We start from the raw sequence: 18,902 nt of genomic DNA, 5'->3' as shown, positions 1-18,902 counted from the left end.
TCCGCTCCGGAGATGGGCAAACCCGGAATTCTAACAGATCCGTGCAGCCGGTTCGGGATGATAGATTACGGGGGTACACCCATCGAATCCGGATACCCATGACCGACTGTTTCGAACGCGCCCCTGCCGCGCAGGCGATCACCCTGATCCCCCTGGATGCCGCTCTTTTTGATCCATGGCTGGAACGACAGCCAGAACGAATGCGCAACTGGGTGAAGGCTGCCCGTTTCCAGCCCAAGGCCGGCCACCACCTGGCCTTACCGGAAACCGATGGTTGCGTTCGCAAGATGCTGGTGGGCGTCGATCCGGATGCCGCCAGCTGGGCCTTGGCGGATCTGCCCGGCAGGCTGGGGGAGGGGGTCTACACCCTGGAGTGTGACTGGTCGCCACAGCGCCTGGCCCAGGCAGCGGTGGGTTGGGGGCTGGGCAGCTACCGATTCGAGCGCTACCGCCCCAGCGACAAGCCCCATCCTCGGCTGAGCCTTACCCGGCTCACCGATGATCAGGCGCAGCGAGTCGAGCAAACCGTTGACGCCATCAGCCTGGTGCGGGACCTCATCAACACGCCGGCGGAGGACATGATGCCTGAGCACCTGGCCGAATCCGCCCAGCAACTGGGCGAGACCTTCGGTGCCACGGTACGGCAGGTGGTGGGGGATGCCCTGCTGGAGGAAAACTATCCCAGTATCCACCGAGTGGGACGGGCCAGTCACCACGCCCCCCGTGTGATCGATTTGCAGTGGGGGGACGATGCCCACCCCCGGATCACCCTGGTGGGCAAGGGGGTGTGTTTCGATACCGGTGGGCTCGATATCAAGCCGAGCAATGGCATGCGTCTCATGAAAAAGGATATGGGCGGTGCTGCTCACGTGCTGGGCCTGGCGCATTTGATCATGGCGGCAGGCCTGCCGGTGCGCCTGCGGGTACTGATTGGTGCCGTGGATAACGCCATCGATGGCAACGCCTTTCGCCCGGGGGACGTGATCACCACCCGCAAGGGCCTGACCGTGGAAGTGGACAACACCGATGCCGAGGGTCGTCTGGTGTTGTGTGATCTGCTCACCCGGGCCTGCGAGGAGAGCCCTTCACTGATCATTGATTTTGCCACCCTCACCGGGGCGGCGAGGGTGGCGGTCGGCACGGAGATCGCGGCTTTCTTCACGGATGCCCGTGAACTGGTCCACGGCCTGCATCGTCATGCAGAGATCCAGGAGGACCCTTGCTGGCGGCTCCCCCTGCATGAGCCCTACAGGGAGCTGCTGGAGAGTTCCGTGGCCGATCTGGCCAACAGCGGCAGTACCCCTTACGCGGGAGCCATTACCGCCGGGCTGTTCCTCAAGGCCTTCGTGCCCCGGACCCAGCCCTGGATCCATTTTGATGTGATGGCCTGGAACACACGTGCCCGTCCGGGGCGTCCCAAGGGGGGCGAGGCCCTGGGCGTGCGTGCGGTATTCGCCTGGCTGGAGGAGCGTTTCAGTACGCCCCAAGGTCCAGACTGCCAAGATTGATCCGGGTCACCGCCAGGGCGTAGGCGGCGGTGCGGTAATCCAGGTGCCGCCCGCCCTCGCGCCGGAACCGGGCGATCTCCTGGAACGCCACGCGCATGGCATCGTCCAGGCCGGATCGCACCAGGTCCACTTCTTCGGCGCCACGGATGAGGTTCTCGCGCATCCATGCCGGGGTCTTTTCACCACTCATCATTTCCAGGGCAGAAACGATGTGCTCGCCCCGGGTCTCATCCAGGCGTCGCTGCAAACGCCCGAAGCGGATATGGGAGAGGTTACGGATCCACTCGAAGTATGAGACCACCACACCGCCGGCGTTGGCATAGATATCCGGCAGGATGACCGTGCCCTTGCCGCGCAGGATCTCGTCTGCCTCGTAGGTGATGGGCCCATTGGCGGCTTCGATGATCAAGGGAGCGCGGATGCTCTCGGCATTGTCCTTGTGAATCACGCCCTCCAGGGCCGCCGGGATGAGCACGTCACAGTCTTCGGCCAGCACACTTGCCCCTTTGTCCACGAACCGGGCATCGGGGTAGCCCAGCACCGTGCCGTGCTCATTCATGTAGCAACGCACTGCCTCCACCGACAGGCCCCGCTCGTCAACCAGGGCGCCCTCACTCTCGATGATCCCGACGATGCGGGCGCCATCCTCCTCCTGCAGGAACTTGGCCGCGTGATAGCCCACATTGCCCAGGCCCTGCACGATGATGCGCTTGCCCTCCAGTGACCCCTGCAGGCCCGCCGCCTGCACCTCGGCGGGATGGCGGAAGAACTCCCTGAGGGCATACTGGATGCCACGCCCCGTGGCCTCCAGCCTTCCCGGCATTCCGCCCAGGTCCACCGGCTTACCGGTCACGCAGCCCACGTAGTTGATGTCTTCCGGGTAGAGGTTCTTGTAAGTATCCAGAATCCATGCCATTTCCCGTTGCCCTGTACCCACATCGGGAGCCGGCACGTTGGTGGCCGGGCTGAGGAATCCGCGGCGGGCCAGTTCCCGGGCAAACCGCCGCGTGATGAGTTCCATTTCATCCCGGTCGTACTGGGTGGGATCAATGCACAGCCCCCCCTTGGAGCCGCCAAAGGGCACATCCACGATGGCGCATTTATAGGTCATCAGCGCCGCCAGGGCCTCGGTATCGTCCTGATCCACGGTGGGGGAAAAGCGCAGCCCCCCCTTGGCGGGAAGACGATGGGTGCTGTGCACGGCCCGCCAGCCGGTGAAGGTGCGAACCTCCCCGCGCAGCTTGATGGGAAACGAGACCTGCAAGGTGGCGTTACAGGACTTGAGGGCACGATCAGCCCCGGGCTCCAGTTTCACTTCCTTGAGGGCCCGATCCAGCATGAGGGCCACGTTCTGCTGAAAACTCCCGGAGCGGGTGGCGGTCGGTTGATCGCTCATGACACCTCCTGGTTGACGGTTGCGGCGCTTTGGCCCGACGGTATCTCTGCGGGCACGCAAACCATCGTGAAAGGACATTCACGACGGCAGAGTGTTCAGGGGCGTGAAAGCTTCCGGCGCCGATCCTCGTCTGCCTTCTCCCTCAGGGCCCGGGCAGTGTTCTTCTCCGGATCGCTGAAGACAAAGCGTCCGGCGAGCACGCAGCCCTTCATGCCTGGCTCACAGGGGCGATCGTCCAGATGGCCGCACAGGCCCTTGCTTTCATGCGGGCAACCCCATCCACCCATGATCAACTCCTCGGTTGTTGCGCCTGAAGCTGTCCCCGTTCCAGCCGGTAATGGCGATCCGCCATGGGGGCAGTGGCTTCCTCGTGGGCGATCACCAGTGCGGCCCGCTGGGCCAGCCAGGGGGCCATGCGTTCCCGAAGGCGGATAATGGTGGCCGGGTCCAGACCCCGAAAGGGCTCATCCAGGATCACCAGCGGCGGATCCCTCAGGATCAGCCGGGCCAGCGCCAGACGACGGGCCTGCCCTCCGGACAGCAGTGCCCCACCTTCACCCACCTGGGTGTCCAGACCCTGGCCCAGAGTCTGGACAAAGTCGTCCAGGCCGGCAATGAACAGCGCCTGATGCAATTGCTCTTCAGTGGCCTCGGGGCGGGCCAGGCGCAGATTATTGGCCATGGTGTCCGCAAACAGCACGGTCTCCTGGGTGAGGGCTCCCAGTTGGCTGTAGAGGTCCTGATAGCTCATGTCCTGCACCGGCACGCCGGCCACGCGGGCCTCACCCTCCTGAGGCGCCACCAGGCGCAGGGCCACACTGAGGATGCTGGTCTTGCCGGCGCCGGAGGCCCCGGTGATCAGGACCGTCTCACCCGTGTTCACGTCCAGATCGATTCCCTGCAGCACCGGTGGCCCCTGTTCACCGTAGCGCAGCACCACCTGACGAAGTTGCAACCCTTCGCAAGAAGCTGGAGCAACCGGTGTTTTGGGTTCCTCCAGGGCAGGGCGAGTATTGGCCACATCCAGCAGGCGGCGGGCTGCGCTGCGGATCTGTCCCACACGTTGATAGGCCCCGGGGAGCATGCCCAGGGCTTCGGAAAGCCCCAGTGTGGCGAGAATGACCAGCACCACGATGGGTGCGCCGGCCTGTCCTGTGGCCAACCAGCCAATCCCCAGCCATAGGGCCAGCCACACGGCCGCCAGACCCGCCAGCATCGCCAGGGCATCCCCCAGGGCACCCCAGCGCGCCAGCCCACCCTCGGCATGGGCACGGTCCGATTCGGCGGATTCCAGTGCGCGCCGATGACGACCCAGGGCGCCGAACACCCGCAGCTCCGCCAGGCCCTGAACCCCCTCAACCGCCAGCTCACGCACGCGGGCGGCGGCCCGGGTGCGGCGCTCCCCGGCAGCCCGCCCCAGGGCCAGGGCCAGGGCCGGCAACACCAGGCCTGCAAAGGCCAGCAGGGCAATCACCCAGAGGGCGCTGAACGGGGCCAGCAGGCCGAACAATACTGCGCCCCCCAGCAGGGCCAGCACGGCTGTGAGAGTGGGTGTGATCACCCGCAGGAAGAGGCCGTCCAGGGTGTCGATGTCACCCACCAGTCGCTGCAGCAGATCAGCCGAGCGAAAACGGGCCAGGGTGCCCGGATCCAGAGGCGCCAGGCGACGGAAGATCCAGCTGCGCAGGTCGGCCAGATGGCGCAACACCGCCTCGTGGTTCACCAGACGCTCGGCATAGCGCCCCAGGGTGCGGGTAATGGCCAGGGCACGAATGCCGCCGGCGGGCCTGTAGACATCCAGCCCCAGAATGAGCCCGGCACCCGCCAGGGCCGATGCGGTGATGAACCAGCCGGAAAGGGCCAGCAGGCCCGTGGAGGCCGCCACCGTCAGTACGGCCAGCAGACCGCCAGCGGCAAACCAGGGCAGACGGGGCAGGGAGAGCTTGAGGAATGGCCAGAGGTCCTTCATGCGTGATGCCCCGTGTCCTGTACCACCTGACCGTCCTGAATGGTGATGACCCGGTTGGCCCACTCCAGCACCCGGGGATGATGACTGGCAATGAGCAGGGTGGCGCCGGTGGTGGCCGAGCGCTCCAGGGCCTTGAGGATCTGCTCCTCGGTGTCGGGATCCAGGCCCGCCGTGGGTTCGTCCAGCAGCCACAGCGGGGCCTGCTTGAGGGCCGCGCGAGCCAGTGCCACCCGCTGGGCCTGGCCGCCTGACAGACCATATCCCCGTTCACCCAAGGGGGTATCCAGCCCCTGGGGGAGCTGGCTGGCAAACGACAGCACACCGGCATCCCGGGCAGCCGATCTGACGGCCTCATCCGAGGCCTGGGGTTCGCCCATGCGGATATTATCGGCCAGGCTGCCTGCGAAGACATGGGGACGCTGTCCCATCCAGGCTGCCTGGCGCACCGGATCCGGCTCAGCCCCATCCACCGCCACCTTCCCCCGATCCGGGCGAATGAATCCCGCCAGCAGATGCAGTACGGTAGATTTTCCGGCACCGCTGGGGCCGCACAGGGCCACGCGCTCGCCGGGCTCGATGGTCAGACTCACACCCTGCAGCGCCTGGCGTTGCCCATCCTCGAAACTCACGTGCACGTTATCCAGGCGAACACGCACGCCGCTCCCGCTGGAGGGGTGAGGCACGGGAGGCGGGGAGGGCAGCTGCGGCGCCTCGCGGCGCAGCAGCGGCATCAACACCTGGGCGGCTCCCAGCGCCGCAGCACGATCATGATAGTGCTGCGCCAGTTGCCGCAGGGGCTGGAAGAAGTCCGGGGCCATGAGCAGGATGAACAGGCCCGAGAAGAGGGTGAGTTCCGGAGCCGGGCCCCAGGTGAGATACCCGATCAGGCCAAAACCCACGTACATGGCCACCAGGGCAATGGCGACGGCGCTGAAGAACTCCAGCACCGCAGAGGACAGAAAGGCCACGCGCAGCACCTTCATGGTGCTGGCTCGATAGCCTTCGGCGGCCTCGGCCACGTCCGCCGCGGCGCGCTCCTGGGCATTGAGCAGGCGCAGGGTGGTCAGGCCCTGCAGGCGATCCAGGAAATGCCCGCCCAGTCGGGCGACGGTTTCCTGTTGGCTGCGACTGACCTGCGCTGCCCCCATGCCCAGCAAGGCCATGAAGAAGGGAATCAGCGGGGCCGCAAACAGAAGAATCAGAGCGGCCAGCCAGTCCTGGGTGAGCGCGGCGATGAAGATGCCGATGGGCACGAGGGCCGCCACCATCATTTGCGGCAGATAACGCCCGTAATAGCCGGACAACCCCTCCACCTGTTCCACGATGGCTGAGGAGAGGGTGCCACTGTGGCGATCGGCGAGCCGCACCGGCCCCAGGGTGGCCAGATGCTGGAATATGCGATCCCTGAGGCGCCCCTGGATGCGCAGCGCCGCCTCCTGACCCGTGGCCTCCCGCACCCACCCCAGCACCACGCGCAGCAACATCACGCCGGCCAGCCAGGCGAACGGCACAGCCAGTTCCGACGGGCCCTGACCATGGCTGATGGCGCGATCCAGCAGCCATGCGATCAGCCCCGCCTGCGGAATGATGAGCAGGCCGGAGAGCACGCCGGCACCGGTGGCCAGCCCCAGAAGGGGCCGGACCGGGGCGATGTGCTCATTGAGCCACTGGCGTGCTTCCCGGTTGGGGATTTCCGGGGTCGTATTGTCGGCGGGAGAGGTCAGTGGTAACCCTCACCGACACGCACCTTGCCCCTGAACACCCAGTAGGTCCAGGCGGTGTAGGCGAGGATGATGGGGACCACGAACAGGATACCAACCAAGGTGAACAACTGGGCATCCGGCGAAGAAGAGGCATCCCAGAAGGTATGCTCCGGCGGCACGGCGTAAGGCCACATGCTGATCAGCAGACCCGCATAGGCCAGCACGAACAGCACCAGGGTGGCCACAAACGGCGTCCCCTCGTTGCGCTGGGTCAGGCCGCGCCACAACCACAGGCCGGCCAGTACGGAGAGGGTGGGGAAGACCCAAAGCACCGTGGCGTTTTCCAGCCAGCGCTCCAGGATGTGGGGGTGGGCCACCGCCGTCCACAGGCTGACGATGACATAGACCGCCAGCACCGCTCCCAGCATCCAGCGGGCCATCCTGTAGGCCCAGTCCTGCAGATCGCCCTCGGTCTTCATGATCAGCCAGGTGGCGCCCAGCAGGGTGTAACCCGCCACCAGGCCCAGACCGGTCATCACGGTGAAGGGGGTCAACCAGTCCAGTGGCCCGCCCACGTAGGAGAAGCCTTCCACCTCAAAGCCCTGGATATACGCCCCTACCACGGCCCCTTGAGCGAAGGAGGCCACCAAAGAGCCCAGGAAGAACGACCAGTTCCAGGGGCCCCGCTTGCCGGGAGCCGACTTGAAGCGGAACTCAAAGGCGACACCGCGGAAGATCAACCCTGCCAGGAGCAGAAACACGCCGATGTAGAGTGCCGGCAGGAACACCGCATAAATCAGGGGGAAGGCGGCCAGCAGGCCGGCGCCCCCGAGGATCAGCCAGGTTTCATTGCCATCCCAGACCGGCGCGACGGAATTCATCATCACATCGCGATGATCCTCGTTGCGAGCGAAGGGGTAGAGGATGCCCACCCCCAGGTCGAATCCGTCCATGAGCACGTACATGAACACCCCGAAGCCGATGATGGCCACCCAGATCAGTGTGAGATCGATCAGTTCCATGACGGCTTACCTCGCGGGCTGGGTAATGGATTCATCGGCCGCGGAGAAAGGCCGTTTGGGATGGGCGCCGGGCACGGGATGATCACCCTGGGCCTCGTCGGGACCCTTGCGGATGATGCGCACCAGAAAGGTGACGCCGGCGATGAACACCACGGCGTAGACGGCGATGAAGCCGATCAGGCTGAACAGGGCCATGCCTCCGGTCAGGGAGGGGGTGAGACCCTCTTCGACCCGCATCAGGCCATAGGACAGCCAGGGCTGACGGCCCACCTCGGTGACGAACCAACCCGCCAGCACCGCGACGAACGGCAATGGGATCATGAAGCTGAGCAGGCGCAGGAAGCGCGGCGAGTGCTCCAGACGGCCCCGCCAGGTCAGCCAGGCGCCCCAAAGGGCCATCACGATCATGAGCAGACCGATACCGACCATGATCCTGAAACTCCAGAACACGATGGGGACGTTGGGGCGATCCTCGGGCGCCCATTCCTTGAGCCCTTCGACGCGGCCATCCCATTCATGCGTGAGGATCAGGCTTGCCAGCTTGGGAATGCCCACCTCCATGAAGTTGCGTTCCTGAGACTGACTGGGGATCGCGAACAGCAGCAGCGGTGCCCCGTCCGTGGTTTCCCACACCCCTTCCATGGCGGCCACCTTGGCCGGTTGATGTTCCAGGGTATTCAGGCCATGCACATCCCCCACCAGCAACTGGGCGGGTGCTGCCAGGGCCAGCATGATCAGGCACATCTGCAGGGCCTTTTTGGAGGCCAGCGGCGTCTTGCCCTTGAGCAGATACCAGGCCGAGACGGCCGCCACCACAAAGCCGCCCGTGAGGAACGAGGCCAGTGCCACGTGGAAGAAGCGAGGCCAGAAGGAGGGGTTGAAGATGGCCTCACCCCAGGAGGTGAGATGGAAGATGCCATCCCGCAACTCCACGCCTGCCGGGGTTTGCATCCAGCTGTTGGCAGAGAGGATCCAGAACGAGGAGATGAAGGTGCCAAGGGCCACCATGCAGGCGGCGAACAGGTGGGTGCCACGGGGCACCTTGTCGCGGCCAAAGAGCAGGACACCCAGGAACACCGCCTCCAGGAAGAAGGCCGTCACCACCTCATAGGCCAGCACGGGCCCCAGGAAGTTGGCGCTGGCGTAGGAGAAAACGCTCCAGTTGGTGCCGAACTGGAAGGACATGACGATGCCCGAGACCACGCCCATGCCGAAGACCACGGCAAAGACCTTGGTCCAGAAACGGGAGAGCTGTTCGTAGGCCGGATTACCGGTCTTGTAGAGCAACCCCTCGAGCAGGGCGATGTAGGAGGCCAGCCCAATGGTGAATACCGGAAAGATGGCGTGGAATGAAACGACGAACGCGAACTGAATGCGCGATAAGAGAAGCGGATCAAGCTCCATGGAGGCAGGACTCCCGTGTCGTGGTGGACTTTAGACTCATTCTGCGCCTTCTTCCCGGAATACCCTATGATTTTGGTCAATCACCAACCCGCGAATTTCAGCCCCTTGATCCAGGGCCCAGGACCGGTGCCCCGGAATTGTACCCCCCCGCGTCGTTCACTCAACCCCCTTTGCCAAACCGGTGCCTCGAAGAGAGATGTTCAATCCCCGCCAGGCGGCCCCATCACCCCCGAGGATCGCAGACAGCCATGGAAAGCCACTGCCGAGGTGCCACTGGACTGACGGTCCCAGCAGTTGACAATCTCATCGAAACAGGCCTCCACCTCATCGGAGTGACCGCAATGGAAGGCGGCGGCTTCGGAGAGTGAATCCACCGTGTCGTGGGTGACCGTCATGGGGCCCTCGGTAATCATCCAGTGCAGGGCCTGCCGGGCCCCCTCCAGGGAAAAGGTCATGCTCTGGATGTCGCCGAAGGCATCTTCCACCTTCAGGTGTACCTCACGCCCCTCCATCAGGGCCTGCATCAGCGGAGGAATCTCATTCCCCTGGCGTGGCTCCCAGAGTGCCCACTCCACCGACTCGCCCTGTCGTCCCTCATCGCCCGCAGGTTGCTGGTCCTCGTCAATATGGGTCGAGACTACCCGGGAGCGTCCTTCGGAAGCCACGCGAGCCTCCACGCAACAGGTCTTCTCCGCAGAGGGATTGCCTGAGCGGATCAGGATGGCGGCCTTGAGCGGCCCATTGCGGGCCTGACCGATGGCGAAGGCATGCCCATCTTCACTGCGGGTGTACGCCAGCAGCGTCAATCCCCCCCCATCGGGCTCGCTGTAGCTGATCCACCAGTCCTGAAAGCGCTCGGCGGCGTTCAGGGGCATGGCCAGGCCCAGCAGGATAACGGCAACCCACAAGCGATGACGCATGATTCGTAACCCTCGAAGCCTGGAGAAAAAAATGTCAAGTCCATGGGATCAGCAATTATTGATCGTTGTCAAGCTCACGCTTGGTACAGGGCCGTGAGCAAGGCCCATTTCATATATCCGTCATGTTCACCTGTTAATTTTCGCTGCAATGCAGCATATACTAGGGGGTAATGAGTTGGCGGGTACTCGCGGTCACGGCCCTCGAGGCCCAGCCGCCCGACCCGCCTCGCTCTTCACCTACATTCGCCCAACCCAATCGGAGGTGGCATATGGCTGCCCATCCTTTTTCCCTTGAAGGAAAAACCGGCATCGTCACCGGGCTCGCTAACGCTGACAGCATCGCTTACGGCTGTGCCAAGGCCATGCACGAAGCCGGCGCGGAGATGATCGTCACATACGGTTCTCCCAAAGCCGAGAAACACATCACCCCCCTGGGTCCTGACATGGGCAACCCCCAGCTCATGCTCTGTGACGTTCAGGATGAATCCCAGGTGGAAGCCCTGTTCGCCCAGGCCCGTGAGCGCTGGGGCAAGCTGGATTTCCTGATCCACTCCATGGCCTTCGCCACCCGGGACGATCTGCACGGTCGCGTGGTGGACTGCTCCCGCGAGGGTTTTGGTATGGCCATGGATGTCTCCTGTCATTCCTTCATGCGGCTTGCCAGACAGGCCGAACCCTTGATGAAGGAGGGTGGCACCCTGATCACCATGTCCTACTACGGGGCTGAAAAGGTGGTGGAAAACTACAACCTGATGGGGCCCGTGAAGGCCGCGCTGGAAGCTTCGGTGCGCTATATGGCCGATGAGCTGGGCCCGGCGGGTATTCGCGTGCATGCCATCTCACCCGGCCCGATCCGCACCCGCGCGGCATCGGGGATCAAGGATTTTGAAAATCTGGCACAAACGGCCGAGCAGCGCTCACCCCTGCGCCGCCTGGTGTCCATCGAAGATGTGGGTCGTACGGCCGTCTTCCTGACCTCGGAAGCGGGACATTCACTCACCGGCGGCACCACCTATGTGGATGCCGGTGACCACGTGAAGGCCTGAAAATCATGGACAAGAGAGTGGAACAAGACTTTATCGAAAACCGAACCTTTGATGAGATTCAGGTGGGAGACTCGGCGACCATCGAACGCCGTCTCACCATGGATGACATCAAGCTGTTCGCCATCATGTCCGGTGACGTCAATCCAGCCCATGTGGACGAGGACTTCGCCAAGAGCACCCGATTCCAGGAAATCATCGCCCACGGGATGTGGGGCGGCGCCCTGATCTCCACGGTACTGGGCACGGAGCTCCCGGGGCCCGGCACCATCTATCTGGGCCAGACCCTGCGCTTCAAGGCCCCGGTGGGCCTGGGCGACGTGCTGCGCGTGCATGTGAAGGTGCTGGAGAAGGATCCCGGCAAGAACGGCATCAAGTTCGACTGCCGCTGCACCAACCAGGACGATCGGGATGTCATCGTGGGCGTGGCCGACGTGCTGGCCCCGACGGAGAAGATCCGTCGCCCACGCACGATCATGCCCCGGGTTCGCATGGCCGAACGGGCTCGACTGCATGAACTGCTTCACGCCGCCACACACCCGGAACCGGTGAGCATGGCGGTCGTGCATCCTGTGGATACCCAGTCCATCCTGGGCGCCTATGAGTCGGCCCGGGCGGGGTTGATCCATCCGGTGCTCATCGGCCCGGAAGACCGGATTCGAGCAGCCGCTGACGAAGCCGAGGTGGACATCTCCGATTTCGAGCTGGTACCCGTGCGTCACAGCCATGCCGCAGCGGAGGAAGCTGTCAGCCTCACCCGCAGCGGCCGGATCGAGTCCATCATGAAGGGCTCGTTACACACCGATGAGCTGCTGCGGGCCGTGCTGGCCCGGGAGTCGGGTCTGCGCACCGAGCGGCGCATCAGCCATGTCATGGCCTTTGATGTGCCCACCTATCCGCGGCCACTGTTCATCACCGATGCGGCCATCAATATCTACCCCAGCCTGGCCGACAAGATGGACATCGTCCAGAACGCCATTGATCTGGCCCATGCCGTGGGTAATGAGGATCCGAAGGTGGCCATCCTCTCCGCGCTGGAAACGGTCAATCCCAAGATCCAGTCCACCCTGGAGGCGGCCGCCCTGTGCAAGATGGCAGAACGTGGGCAGATCACCGGAGGCACGCTGGATGGCCCGCTGGCCTTCGATAATGCCGTGTCGGAAGCCGCAGCGAAGACCAAGAATATCGTTTCGCCAGTGGCCGGCAAGGCCGATATCCTGCTGGCACCCGACCTGGAAGCTGCCAACATGCTCATGAAGCAGCTCACCTATCTGGCGGATGCCACCGGTGCCGGCATCGTGCTGGGTGCACGCGTACCCATCGTGCTCACCAGCCGGGCAGATGATGCCATCACCCGTATGGCCTCCTGTGCACTGGCCTTGCTGGCGGCGGATTACCAGAAGAAGAAGGGGAGATGATGGCGGATATCCTGGTCATCAACAGCGGTTCCTCGAGCATCAAGTTCGCCCTGTTCGCCCGGCAGGGCGGGCAGGGGCTCGAGGGCTTTGCCGCCCGTTTCCGGGGACAGTTTTCCGGCCTGGGTGACCAGCCGCACTTTGTCGCCAAGGATGCGCAGGGACAAACGTTGCTGGATGAGCACCCGCAGGGGCAGGACGGGGACCGCTTCGATCATGCAGCGGCCCTGAAGTGCCTCCTGGACTGGGTGGATGATCATTCCGACGTGGACGACATCGCCGCCATCGGTCATCGGGTGGTCCACGGGGGGCGCACCTATCGCCAACCGGCTCGTCTGGATGCGGAAACGGTCCGGGATCTGGAAACACTGATCCCGCTGGCACCGTTGCATCAGCCCCACTGCCTGGCACCAGTGAGCCTCTTGTCCGAGCTGCGGCCGAATGTGCCGCAGGTGGCCTGTTTCGATACCAGCTTTCACACCACCCAGCCCCGGGTGGCCCAGGCCTTCGCCCTGCCGCGGCATCTCACCGAGGCGGGCCTGGTCCGTTACGGATTCCACGGCCTTTCCTATGACTACATCAGTCGCGCCCTGGCCCGGCACGTACCCACCCCGGAGACCGGGCGTGTGGTCGTGGCCCACCTGGGTAACGGCGCCAGTCTGTGCGCCATGCACAACGGCGTGAGCGTGGCATCCACCATGGGGTTTACCGCCCTGGACGGGCTGCCCATGGGCACCCGCTGCGGCAATATCGACCCCGGCCTGGTCCTGCATCTGCTCAGCCACGAGAACATGACCCCGGATGAGGTGAGCCGGGTGCTGTACAAGGAATCCGGCTTGCTGGGCGTCTCGGGTATCAGCAGCGACATGCGTGTGCTACTGGACAGTGAAGAGCCCTCGGCGCGTGAGGCGGTGGATCTGTTCGTCTACCGGATCGTGCGTGAGATCGGCAGCCTGGCCTCCGCCCTGGGTGGTCTGGATCACCTGGTGTTCACCGCAGGCATCGGTGAGCGCGCCTCCCCGGTGCGTTCGGAAGTGATTCGTGGCTGCCAGTGGCTCGGGCTGGAGGTGGACGAGGCCCGTAATCTGGACCACGGCCCCTGCATCAGCACCGGGGCAAGCCGGGCCGCTGCCTGGGTGATCCCCACTGACGAGGAGCGCATGATCGCCTGGCACACGGCCCAGTGCTGCGACTGAAAGGAGCATTCACCCCCGGGTCCCGGCAAGAGTGCCGCGACCCGGAAGTCGGGCGGGGGATGACGAGCCCACGCCACCAGGCAGGCTGAACAGGCTAGCTGTCGTACTTGAAGGATACGTTCAGCCTGGCCCGGTAGGCAGCGATATTGCCCTGGTCATCCAGCTTGATGTCCAGCTTGTTCACTTCCACGATACGAAGCTCCCGCAGGCTGGAACGCGCCTTGGCCACCGCCTGCTGGGCCGCGTCCTCCCAGGATTTTTCGCTGGTCCCGACAAGCTCTATCACCTTGTAAACGCTCATTATTATCTCCTCATCTCCTGAATGAATCCCTTGTGGTGGCGATGACCTTATTCCTTTAAAGTGGGCGGCCTTTCAAGACCGCTCCCCCTTTGTTATAGACGACCGATCAGGGATTGTCAGGGCACCTCTCCACTGCCAGGGCTGTCATCTATAATCGTGATCCCCACGCGCTGATCACTCTGGAAGTGCTCGGCAGAGCCTGATTTTGAACCCATTCGAACCATGCATCGTTATCGAGGACCATCACTTTGGATCGTTTTGGCAACGCAAGGGTACTGGTGGTGGCCGGCTCCGACTCGGGGGGTGGCGCTGGCATCCAGGCGGATATCAAGACCATCATGGCCCTGGGGGGGCATGCCAGTACCGCCATCACTGCCCTGACCGCCCAGAACACCCTGGGGGTGCACGGCGTGCATGCCGTCCCCGTGGACTTCGTCCGCGAACAGATGCGGGTGGTGCTTGAGGACATCGGCGCGGACTGCATCAAGACCGGAATGCTGCAAGACCGGGCGGTCATCGATGCTGTGGTGGCCGAACTGGAGGCCCGAGCAGCACATGTGAATGTGGTAGTGGACCCGGTGATGGTGGCCAAGAGCGGGGATCAGTTGATCAGTGATGACGCCGTGAGCCATCTGCGGTCGGTGCTGCTGCCCCGGGCGAAGGTGCTCACGCCCAATCTGCCCGAGGCAGAGGTGTTGCTGGGCCGGTCGATCAGCGGGGTGGAGGCCATGCGGGAAGCGGCCATGGCATTGCGGGCACTGGGGCCCGAGCATGTACTGCTCAAGGGTGGACACCAACAGGGTGAGATGATCAACGATTGCCTAGCCTCGGCCGAGGGGGTGGAAGTGTTCACCAGCACCCGTCTGGACACCCGATGCAACAATGGTACGGGCTGCACCCTGGCCAGCGCCGTGGCTGCCGGCCTGGCCCACGGGCTCACCGTCCGCGAGGCCGTGTTGCAGGCGCAAAAATACCTGTTCAAGGCCCTGCGCTCGGCCCGCCGCCTGGGGGAGGGCGCCGGGCCGGTGAACCATGGTTTCAATTCTGGATATAGTCAGTTATGACGTAAACCTTGAAATAACTTCATATACGTACCTCGCTGAATCAAAGGATTGGATCCCCGACTTCAACCATGACCTGAACTGTCGTCCCTGAGTGTGACTTTTCATCAGCTTAGCGCCATCATTGCCGGGCAACCGCAGGAGTGCCACGTGGAACAGCTCCCGGGCGCTGCTGGAAACGCCCGGTAAAGAAACCATGCGGGCCGCCAGAGCCTGGCAGATGGTTCATCATCATATGGCATTATATACAGCCTCTGATTAAACTCAGTCCATGGCCCGCCCCCGCTCCCAGCACTCGCCGGCATCCTTTGCCTCAGACACCCCGACGACGGATGCCGCCGACCCGGTGCTGCGTCTGGCCGGACAACTGCGCAGACGTTACAAAGGGTGCATTACCGGTGAACTGATCCTGCCGGCCCAGCCCGGGCAATACGCCCCCATCCCTGACGAGCTGGACCCTCGCCTGAAAAAGGCCCTGGAGGCCCGGGGCATCACACGGCTCTACACTCACCAGGCCGAGGCCTGGCAACGTGTCCGGGCAGGCGAACACCTGGTCCTGGTCACCCCCACCGCCTCGGGCAAGAGCCTGTGCTTTCACCTGCCGGTGATGCAGGCGGTGCTGGAGCGGGGCGTCAAGGCCCTGTATCTGTTTCCCACCAAGGCCCTGTCCCAGGACCAGGTGGCTGAGGTCCAGGCCCTGAACGAAGGGGGCAATCTGGGCATCCGCGCCTTCACCTTCGATGGCGACACGCCCGGTGATGCCCGCAAGGCGGTGCGTACCCGGGGGGATATCGTCGTCTCCAACCCGGACATGCTGCACCAGGGCATCCTGCCTCATCACACCAAGTGGGCGCAGTTCTTCGAGAACCTGGAATATGTGGTCATCGACGAGACCCATACCTATCGGGGTGTCTTTGGTGCCCACGTGGCCAACCTCATGCGGCGCCTGCAAAGGATCTGCCGCTTTTATGGGGTGCGCCCCCGTTTCATCATGGCCTCGGCCACCATCGCCAACCCGGGGGAGCTGGCCACCCGCCTGATCGGCGAGGCGGTGAGCACCGTGGATCAAAGCGGCGCGCCGCGGGGCGAACGCCATCTGCTGCTGTGGAACCCCCCGGTGATCAATCCGGATCTGGGTATCCGGGCCTCGAGCCGCTCGCAGAGCACGCGCATCGCCCGGCTGGCCACGCGCATGGGCCTGAAGAATATCGTCTTCGCCCGCTCCCGACTGATGGTGGAGGTGCTCACCAAGTACCTCAAGGATGTCTTCGACAAGGACCCGCGACGCCCACCCCGGGTGACCGCCTACCGTGGCGGCTACCTGCCCACCCAGCGCCGTGCCACCGAGAAGGACCTGCGGGCGGGCCGGGTGGATTGCGTGATCAGCACGTCGGCCCTGGAACTGGGCGTGGATATCGGCAGCCTGGATGTGTGCGTGCTCAACGGCTACCCGGGCACCATCGCCGGTTCCTGGCAGCGCCTGGGCAGGGCGGGCCGGCGTCAGCGCCCGGCCCTGGGGGTGCTGGTGGCCGGCAGCGATCCACTGGATCAGTTCATCGTGCGCAATCCGGAGTTCTTCCTGGGCGCCGGGCCGGAGCATGCACGCATCGACCCGGATCAGTTGCTGATCCTGCTGGACCACGTGCGCTGCGCCGCCTTTGAACTGCCGTTTCGCCAGGGTGAGCATTTCGGCGATGAGCCGCTGGAGGAACTGCTGGGCTACCTGGAAGAGGAGGGCGTGCTGCACCGGGAGGGGGATCAGTGGTACTGGAGTGCCGACAGCTACCCGGCCAACAGTGTCAGCCTGCGATCCGTGGCCGAGGACAACTTCGTGGTGGTGGACACCACCGGCGGCGGCAAGCGGATCATCGCCGAGGTGGACTTTTCCGCCGCCCCCATGACCCTGTACGAGGGCGCCATCTACATGGTGCAGGCCAGTCCCTATCAGGTGGAACGACTGGACTGGGTGGGGCGCAAGGCCTTTGTGCAGGAGACCCGGGTGGACTACTACACCGACGCCATCGACTACACCCGGCTGAAGATCCTGGATGACTTCGACCGCGCCCGTCACCCGGAATCCACCTGCGCCCATGGTGAGGTACACGTGGTGCGACGGATTCCAGGTTACAAGAAGATTCGCTACTACACCCATGAAAATATTGGCTTTGGTGAAATCAATCTCCCGGATCAGGAGATGCACACCACCGCAGCCTGGTGGGAACTGGCACCCCAGACCCTGGAGGCCCGCTTCGACTCCCGCCAGGAGGCGCTGGATGGATTCCTGGGGGCCGCCTATGCCATGCACCATGTGGCAGTCCTGCGCATGATGTCGGAGCCCCGGGATCTGGGCCGTGCCGTGGGCGATGGTGATGCCCGGTGGTTTGCCACCGTGGGTAGTCACGGCCGCGGCCAGATCCGCGACGAGCAGGGCGCGGAGAAATCACCGGATGCCCAGGGCCGTTTCCGACCCGCAGTGTTCCTCTACGACAATTTCCCCGGTGGGGTCGGCCTGTCGGCGCCACTGTTTGATCAACGCGTGGCGGTGGTCCACGACGCCCTGGGGTTGGTGGGCCAATGTGAATGCACCCACGGCTGCCCGGCCTGTATCGGCCCCATCCTGGCCTCGGACGAGACCCGTGGCTACTCCCCCAAGGCCGCGGCCCTGCGGGTGCTTGGCCTCTTCGGCGACGCCCCGTGAACCTGCGCCAGCGCCTGGATCGGCTCAAGGGGCATGGCGCCGGGACGCCGGCCCGGGAACGGGAGCCTGATGGCAGGGTCTCGGTGGCCGAGCGCGTGCAACGGCTGCGGCCCCGCCGCGAGGCCCATCGCCCGGTACAGGCGGACGCGGACCAGGCCTTGGCCGATCGCCTGGGTGCCGAACTGCTGGAACCGGGCGTGCTGGGGTGTTCCCAATACCTGCCGCTGGAGAACACCCACGGTCGCTTCCCCCTATCAACCCTGCTGGGTGAACAGGTCCATCTGCCCGAGGCCCGGGGATGGGAGCCGCACGGCCTGGTCTTTCTGGACACCGAGACCACCGGCCTGGCCGGCGGCACCGGCACCGCCGTGTTCATGCTGGGCCTGGCCCGGCTGGAGGGCCATCAGTTGCATGTACGCCAGTTCATGTTGACCCGCTTTGCCGGCGAGGCGGGCATGCTGCGCCAGGCCGCCGACTTCCTGGCCGGGGCTCATACCGTGGTCACCTACAACGGCAAGCGTTTTGACCTGCCGCTGCTGCTCACCCGGGTCCGCCTGGCAGGCCTGGATGATCCTTTTTCGCGGCTTGGGCACCTGGATCTGCTGTACCCGGTGCGGCGGCTGTTCCGGCAGCGCTGGCCGGACTGTCGCCTGATCACCGCGGAACAGCGACTGTTGGGCTTCAGGCGTCTCCATGACCTGCCCGGCGCAGAGGCGCCGCTGGCCTGGCTGGACTATCTGCGTGACGGGGAGGCTCGGCGCCTGCCGGGTGTACTCACCCACAACCGCTGGGACCTGGTCTCCCTGGCGGCCCTGTACCCGGCCCTGGATCGGGCCCACGGCACGCCGGATACCTTTGGCGCCGACCCGGTGGCAGTGGCCAAGGGACACCTCAAGGCCGGACGGCAGGGCCGGGCCCTGGAGGTTCTGCACCAGGGTCGCGCGGCGCTGGATGAAAAGGGTCTTTTGCTCATGGCGGACCTGCTGCGCCGTGACGGACGCAACGCGGAGGCCCTGCATCTCTGGGATGCACTGTCCGCGCGGGGTTGCGTGACGGCCCTGGAGGCCCTGGCCAAGTACCACGAGCACGTACGTCGCGACCTGCGGGCCGCCCTGGAGTGTGCCCGTGGTCTCCCCGCGGGCGAGGCACACCAGCGGCGCCGGGAGCGTCTGATGAACAAACTGGCCCTGCGCGCCGGCCGACGCTCGGAAGACCCTTAAAGTGAAAGCACCCAGTTTCAGCTACGGAAGCTTCCTTCTCCCCCTG

The 18,902-nt window shown here is 64.6% G+C and carries 15 protein-coding genes; 7 read left to right on the top strand and 8 right to left on the bottom strand.

What is annotated here, in order from left to right; all coding sequences use genetic code 11:
- Positions 1 to 98 precede the first annotated feature (98 nt).
- Positions 99 to 1,508, top strand: coding sequence for a leucyl aminopeptidase family protein (locus tag LPW30_RS08830; protein WP_239680657.1), 1,410 nt, complete (start codon positions 99 to 101; stop codon positions 1,506 to 1,508).
- Here the strand turns inward: LPW30_RS08830 and LPW30_RS08825 are convergent.
- From LPW30_RS08825 to LPW30_RS08795, 7 genes are all read right to left on the bottom strand, one after another.
- Entirely contained in the window at positions 1,474 to 2,904 is a 1,431-nt protein-coding gene (locus LPW30_RS08825; RefSeq protein ID WP_239680656.1) for a Glu/Leu/Phe/Val family dehydrogenase, read from the bottom strand. The two genes, LPW30_RS08830 and LPW30_RS08825, sit on opposite strands and share 35 nt — an antisense overlap.
- Positions 2,905 to 2,999: 95 nt before the next feature.
- Positions 3,000 to 3,191 (bottom strand): hypothetical protein, encoded by a 192-nt coding sequence (locus LPW30_RS08820; RefSeq protein ID WP_025281407.1) that lies wholly within the window; start codon positions 3,189 to 3,191, stop codon positions 3,000 to 3,002.
- Positions 3,192 to 3,193: 2 nt separating this feature from the next.
- On the bottom strand, positions 3,194 to 4,873 hold the full coding sequence (gene cydC, locus LPW30_RS08815; RefSeq protein ID WP_025281408.1) for a thiol reductant ABC exporter subunit CydC: 1,680 nt from the start codon (positions 4,871 to 4,873) through the stop codon (positions 3,194 to 3,196).
- Positions 4,870 to 6,504 carry a thiol reductant ABC exporter subunit CydD gene (gene cydD / locus LPW30_RS08810; RefSeq protein ID WP_274520654.1) on the bottom strand — a complete coding sequence of 545 codons (1,635 nt, stop codon included), beginning with the start codon at positions 6,502 to 6,504 and terminating at the stop codon, positions 4,870 to 4,872. Before cydD ends, cydC begins: the two co-directional genes overlap by 4 nt.
- Positions 6,505 to 6,593: 89 nt before the next feature.
- Entirely contained in the window at positions 6,594 to 7,598 is a 1,005-nt protein-coding gene (cydB, locus tag LPW30_RS08805; RefSeq protein WP_025281410.1) for a cytochrome d ubiquinol oxidase subunit II, read from the bottom strand.
- A gap of 6 nt (positions 7,599 to 7,604) precedes the next feature.
- A complete protein-coding gene (locus LPW30_RS08800; RefSeq protein WP_025281411.1) occupies positions 7,605 to 9,002 on the bottom strand; it encodes a cytochrome ubiquinol oxidase subunit I in 1,398 nt (465 codons plus the stop codon).
- Between the two features lie 200 nt (positions 9,003 to 9,202).
- Positions 9,203 to 9,922 (bottom strand): hypothetical protein, encoded by a 720-nt coding sequence (locus LPW30_RS08795; RefSeq protein ID WP_035368915.1) that lies wholly within the window; start codon positions 9,920 to 9,922, stop codon positions 9,203 to 9,205.
- Between the two features lie 269 nt (positions 9,923 to 10,191).
- Between LPW30_RS08795 and fabI the strand changes: the two genes are divergently transcribed.
- Genes fabI through LPW30_RS08780 form a run of 3 tightly spaced genes read left to right on the top strand, consistent with a single transcriptional unit; the run spans position 10,192 to position 13,576 of the window.
- Complete coding sequence (gene fabI / locus LPW30_RS08790) at positions 10,192 to 10,968, top strand: enoyl-ACP reductase FabI (protein ID WP_025281412.1); 777 nt, start codon at positions 10,192 to 10,194, stop codon at positions 10,966 to 10,968.
- A 5-nt stretch (positions 10,969 to 10,973) separates the two neighbouring features.
- Positions 10,974 to 12,383, top strand: a complete 1,410-nt coding sequence (locus LPW30_RS08785) for a bifunctional enoyl-CoA hydratase/phosphate acetyltransferase (RefSeq protein ID WP_025281413.1) — start codon at positions 10,974 to 10,976, stop codon at positions 12,381 to 12,383.
- A complete protein-coding gene (locus LPW30_RS08780) occupies positions 12,380 to 13,576 on the top strand; it encodes an acetate/propionate family kinase (RefSeq protein ID WP_239680655.1) in 1,197 nt (398 codons plus the stop codon). The genes LPW30_RS08785 and LPW30_RS08780 overlap by 4 nt, the downstream gene beginning before the upstream one ends.
- A 94-nt stretch (positions 13,577 to 13,670) precedes the next feature.
- Here LPW30_RS08780 and LPW30_RS08775 read toward each other — a convergent pair whose 3' ends face one another.
- Positions 13,671 to 13,877 carry a dodecin family protein gene (locus LPW30_RS08775; RefSeq protein WP_025281415.1) on the bottom strand — a complete coding sequence of 69 codons (207 nt, stop codon included), beginning with the start codon at positions 13,875 to 13,877 and terminating at the stop codon, positions 13,671 to 13,673.
- 248 nt (positions 13,878 to 14,125) lie between these two features.
- Between LPW30_RS08775 and thiD the strand changes: the two genes are divergently transcribed.
- The 3 genes from thiD (at position 14,126) to LPW30_RS08760 (ending at position 18,856) form a co-directional block, all read left to right on the top strand.
- Positions 14,126 to 14,941, top strand: a complete 816-nt coding sequence (thiD, locus tag LPW30_RS08770; protein WP_025281416.1) for a bifunctional hydroxymethylpyrimidine kinase/phosphomethylpyrimidine kinase — start codon at positions 14,126 to 14,128, stop codon at positions 14,939 to 14,941.
- A gap of 268 nt (positions 14,942 to 15,209) precedes the next feature.
- Entirely contained in the window at positions 15,210 to 17,636 is a 2,427-nt protein-coding gene (locus LPW30_RS08765; protein WP_238624646.1) for a DEAD/DEAH box helicase, read from the top strand.
- On the top strand, positions 17,633 to 18,856 hold the full coding sequence (locus tag LPW30_RS08760; protein WP_239680654.1) for a ribonuclease H-like domain-containing protein: 1,224 nt from the start codon (positions 17,633 to 17,635) through the stop codon (positions 18,854 to 18,856). The genes LPW30_RS08765 and LPW30_RS08760 overlap by 4 nt, the downstream gene beginning before the upstream one ends.
- The last annotated feature ends 46 nt before the right edge of the window (positions 18,857 to 18,902 follow it).

Origin of the sequence: Ectothiorhodospira variabilis (assembly GCF_022227625.1) — a bacterium.
In the GTDB taxonomy this organism is placed as follows: Bacteria; Pseudomonadota; Gammaproteobacteria; order Ectothiorhodospirales; family Ectothiorhodospiraceae; genus Ectothiorhodospira; species Ectothiorhodospira haloalkaliphila.
This window is presented reverse-complemented; position numbering and strand designations above follow the sequence as displayed.

What these genes read in the sequence shown, in the direction of transcription:
- LPW30_RS08820 (WP_025281407.1), bottom strand. Translation starts at nt 3,191, where the DNA reads ATGGGTGGATGGGGTTGCCCGCATGAAAGCAAGGGCCTGTGCGGCCAT.
- LPW30_RS08780 (WP_239680655.1), top strand. Translation starts at nt 12,380, where the DNA reads ATGATGGCGGATATCCTGGTCATCAACAGCGGTTCCTCGAGCATCAAG.
- LPW30_RS08825 (WP_239680656.1), bottom strand. Translation starts at nt 2,904, where the DNA reads ATGAGCGATCAACCGACCGCCACCCGCTCCGGGAGTTTTCAGCAGAAC.
- cydB (WP_025281410.1), bottom strand. Translation starts at nt 7,598, where the DNA reads ATGGAACTGATCGATCTCACACTGATCTGGGTGGCCATCATCGGCTTC.
- LPW30_RS08785 (WP_025281413.1), top strand. Translation starts at nt 10,974, where the DNA reads ATGGACAAGAGAGTGGAACAAGACTTTATCGAAAACCGAACCTTTGAT.
- LPW30_RS08775 (WP_025281415.1), bottom strand. Translation starts at nt 13,877, where the DNA reads ATGAGCGTTTACAAGGTGATAGAGCTTGTCGGGACCAGCGAAAAATCC.
- LPW30_RS08765 (WP_238624646.1), top strand. Translation starts at nt 15,210, where the DNA reads ATGGCCCGCCCCCGCTCCCAGCACTCGCCGGCATCCTTTGCCTCAGAC.
- LPW30_RS08830 (WP_239680657.1), top strand. Translation starts at nt 99, where the DNA reads ATGACCGACTGTTTCGAACGCGCCCCTGCCGCGCAGGCGATCACCCTG.
- cydC (WP_025281408.1), bottom strand. Translation starts at nt 4,873, where the DNA reads ATGAAGGACCTCTGGCCATTCCTCAAGCTCTCCCTGCCCCGTCTGCCC.
- LPW30_RS08795 (WP_035368915.1), bottom strand. Translation starts at nt 9,922, where the DNA reads ATGCGTCATCGCTTGTGGGTTGCCGTTATCCTGCTGGGCCTGGCCATG.
- LPW30_RS08800 (WP_025281411.1), bottom strand. Translation starts at nt 9,002, where the DNA reads ATGGAGCTTGATCCGCTTCTCTTATCGCGCATTCAGTTCGCGTTCGTC.
- fabI (WP_025281412.1), top strand. Translation starts at nt 10,192, where the DNA reads ATGGCTGCCCATCCTTTTTCCCTTGAAGGAAAAACCGGCATCGTCACC.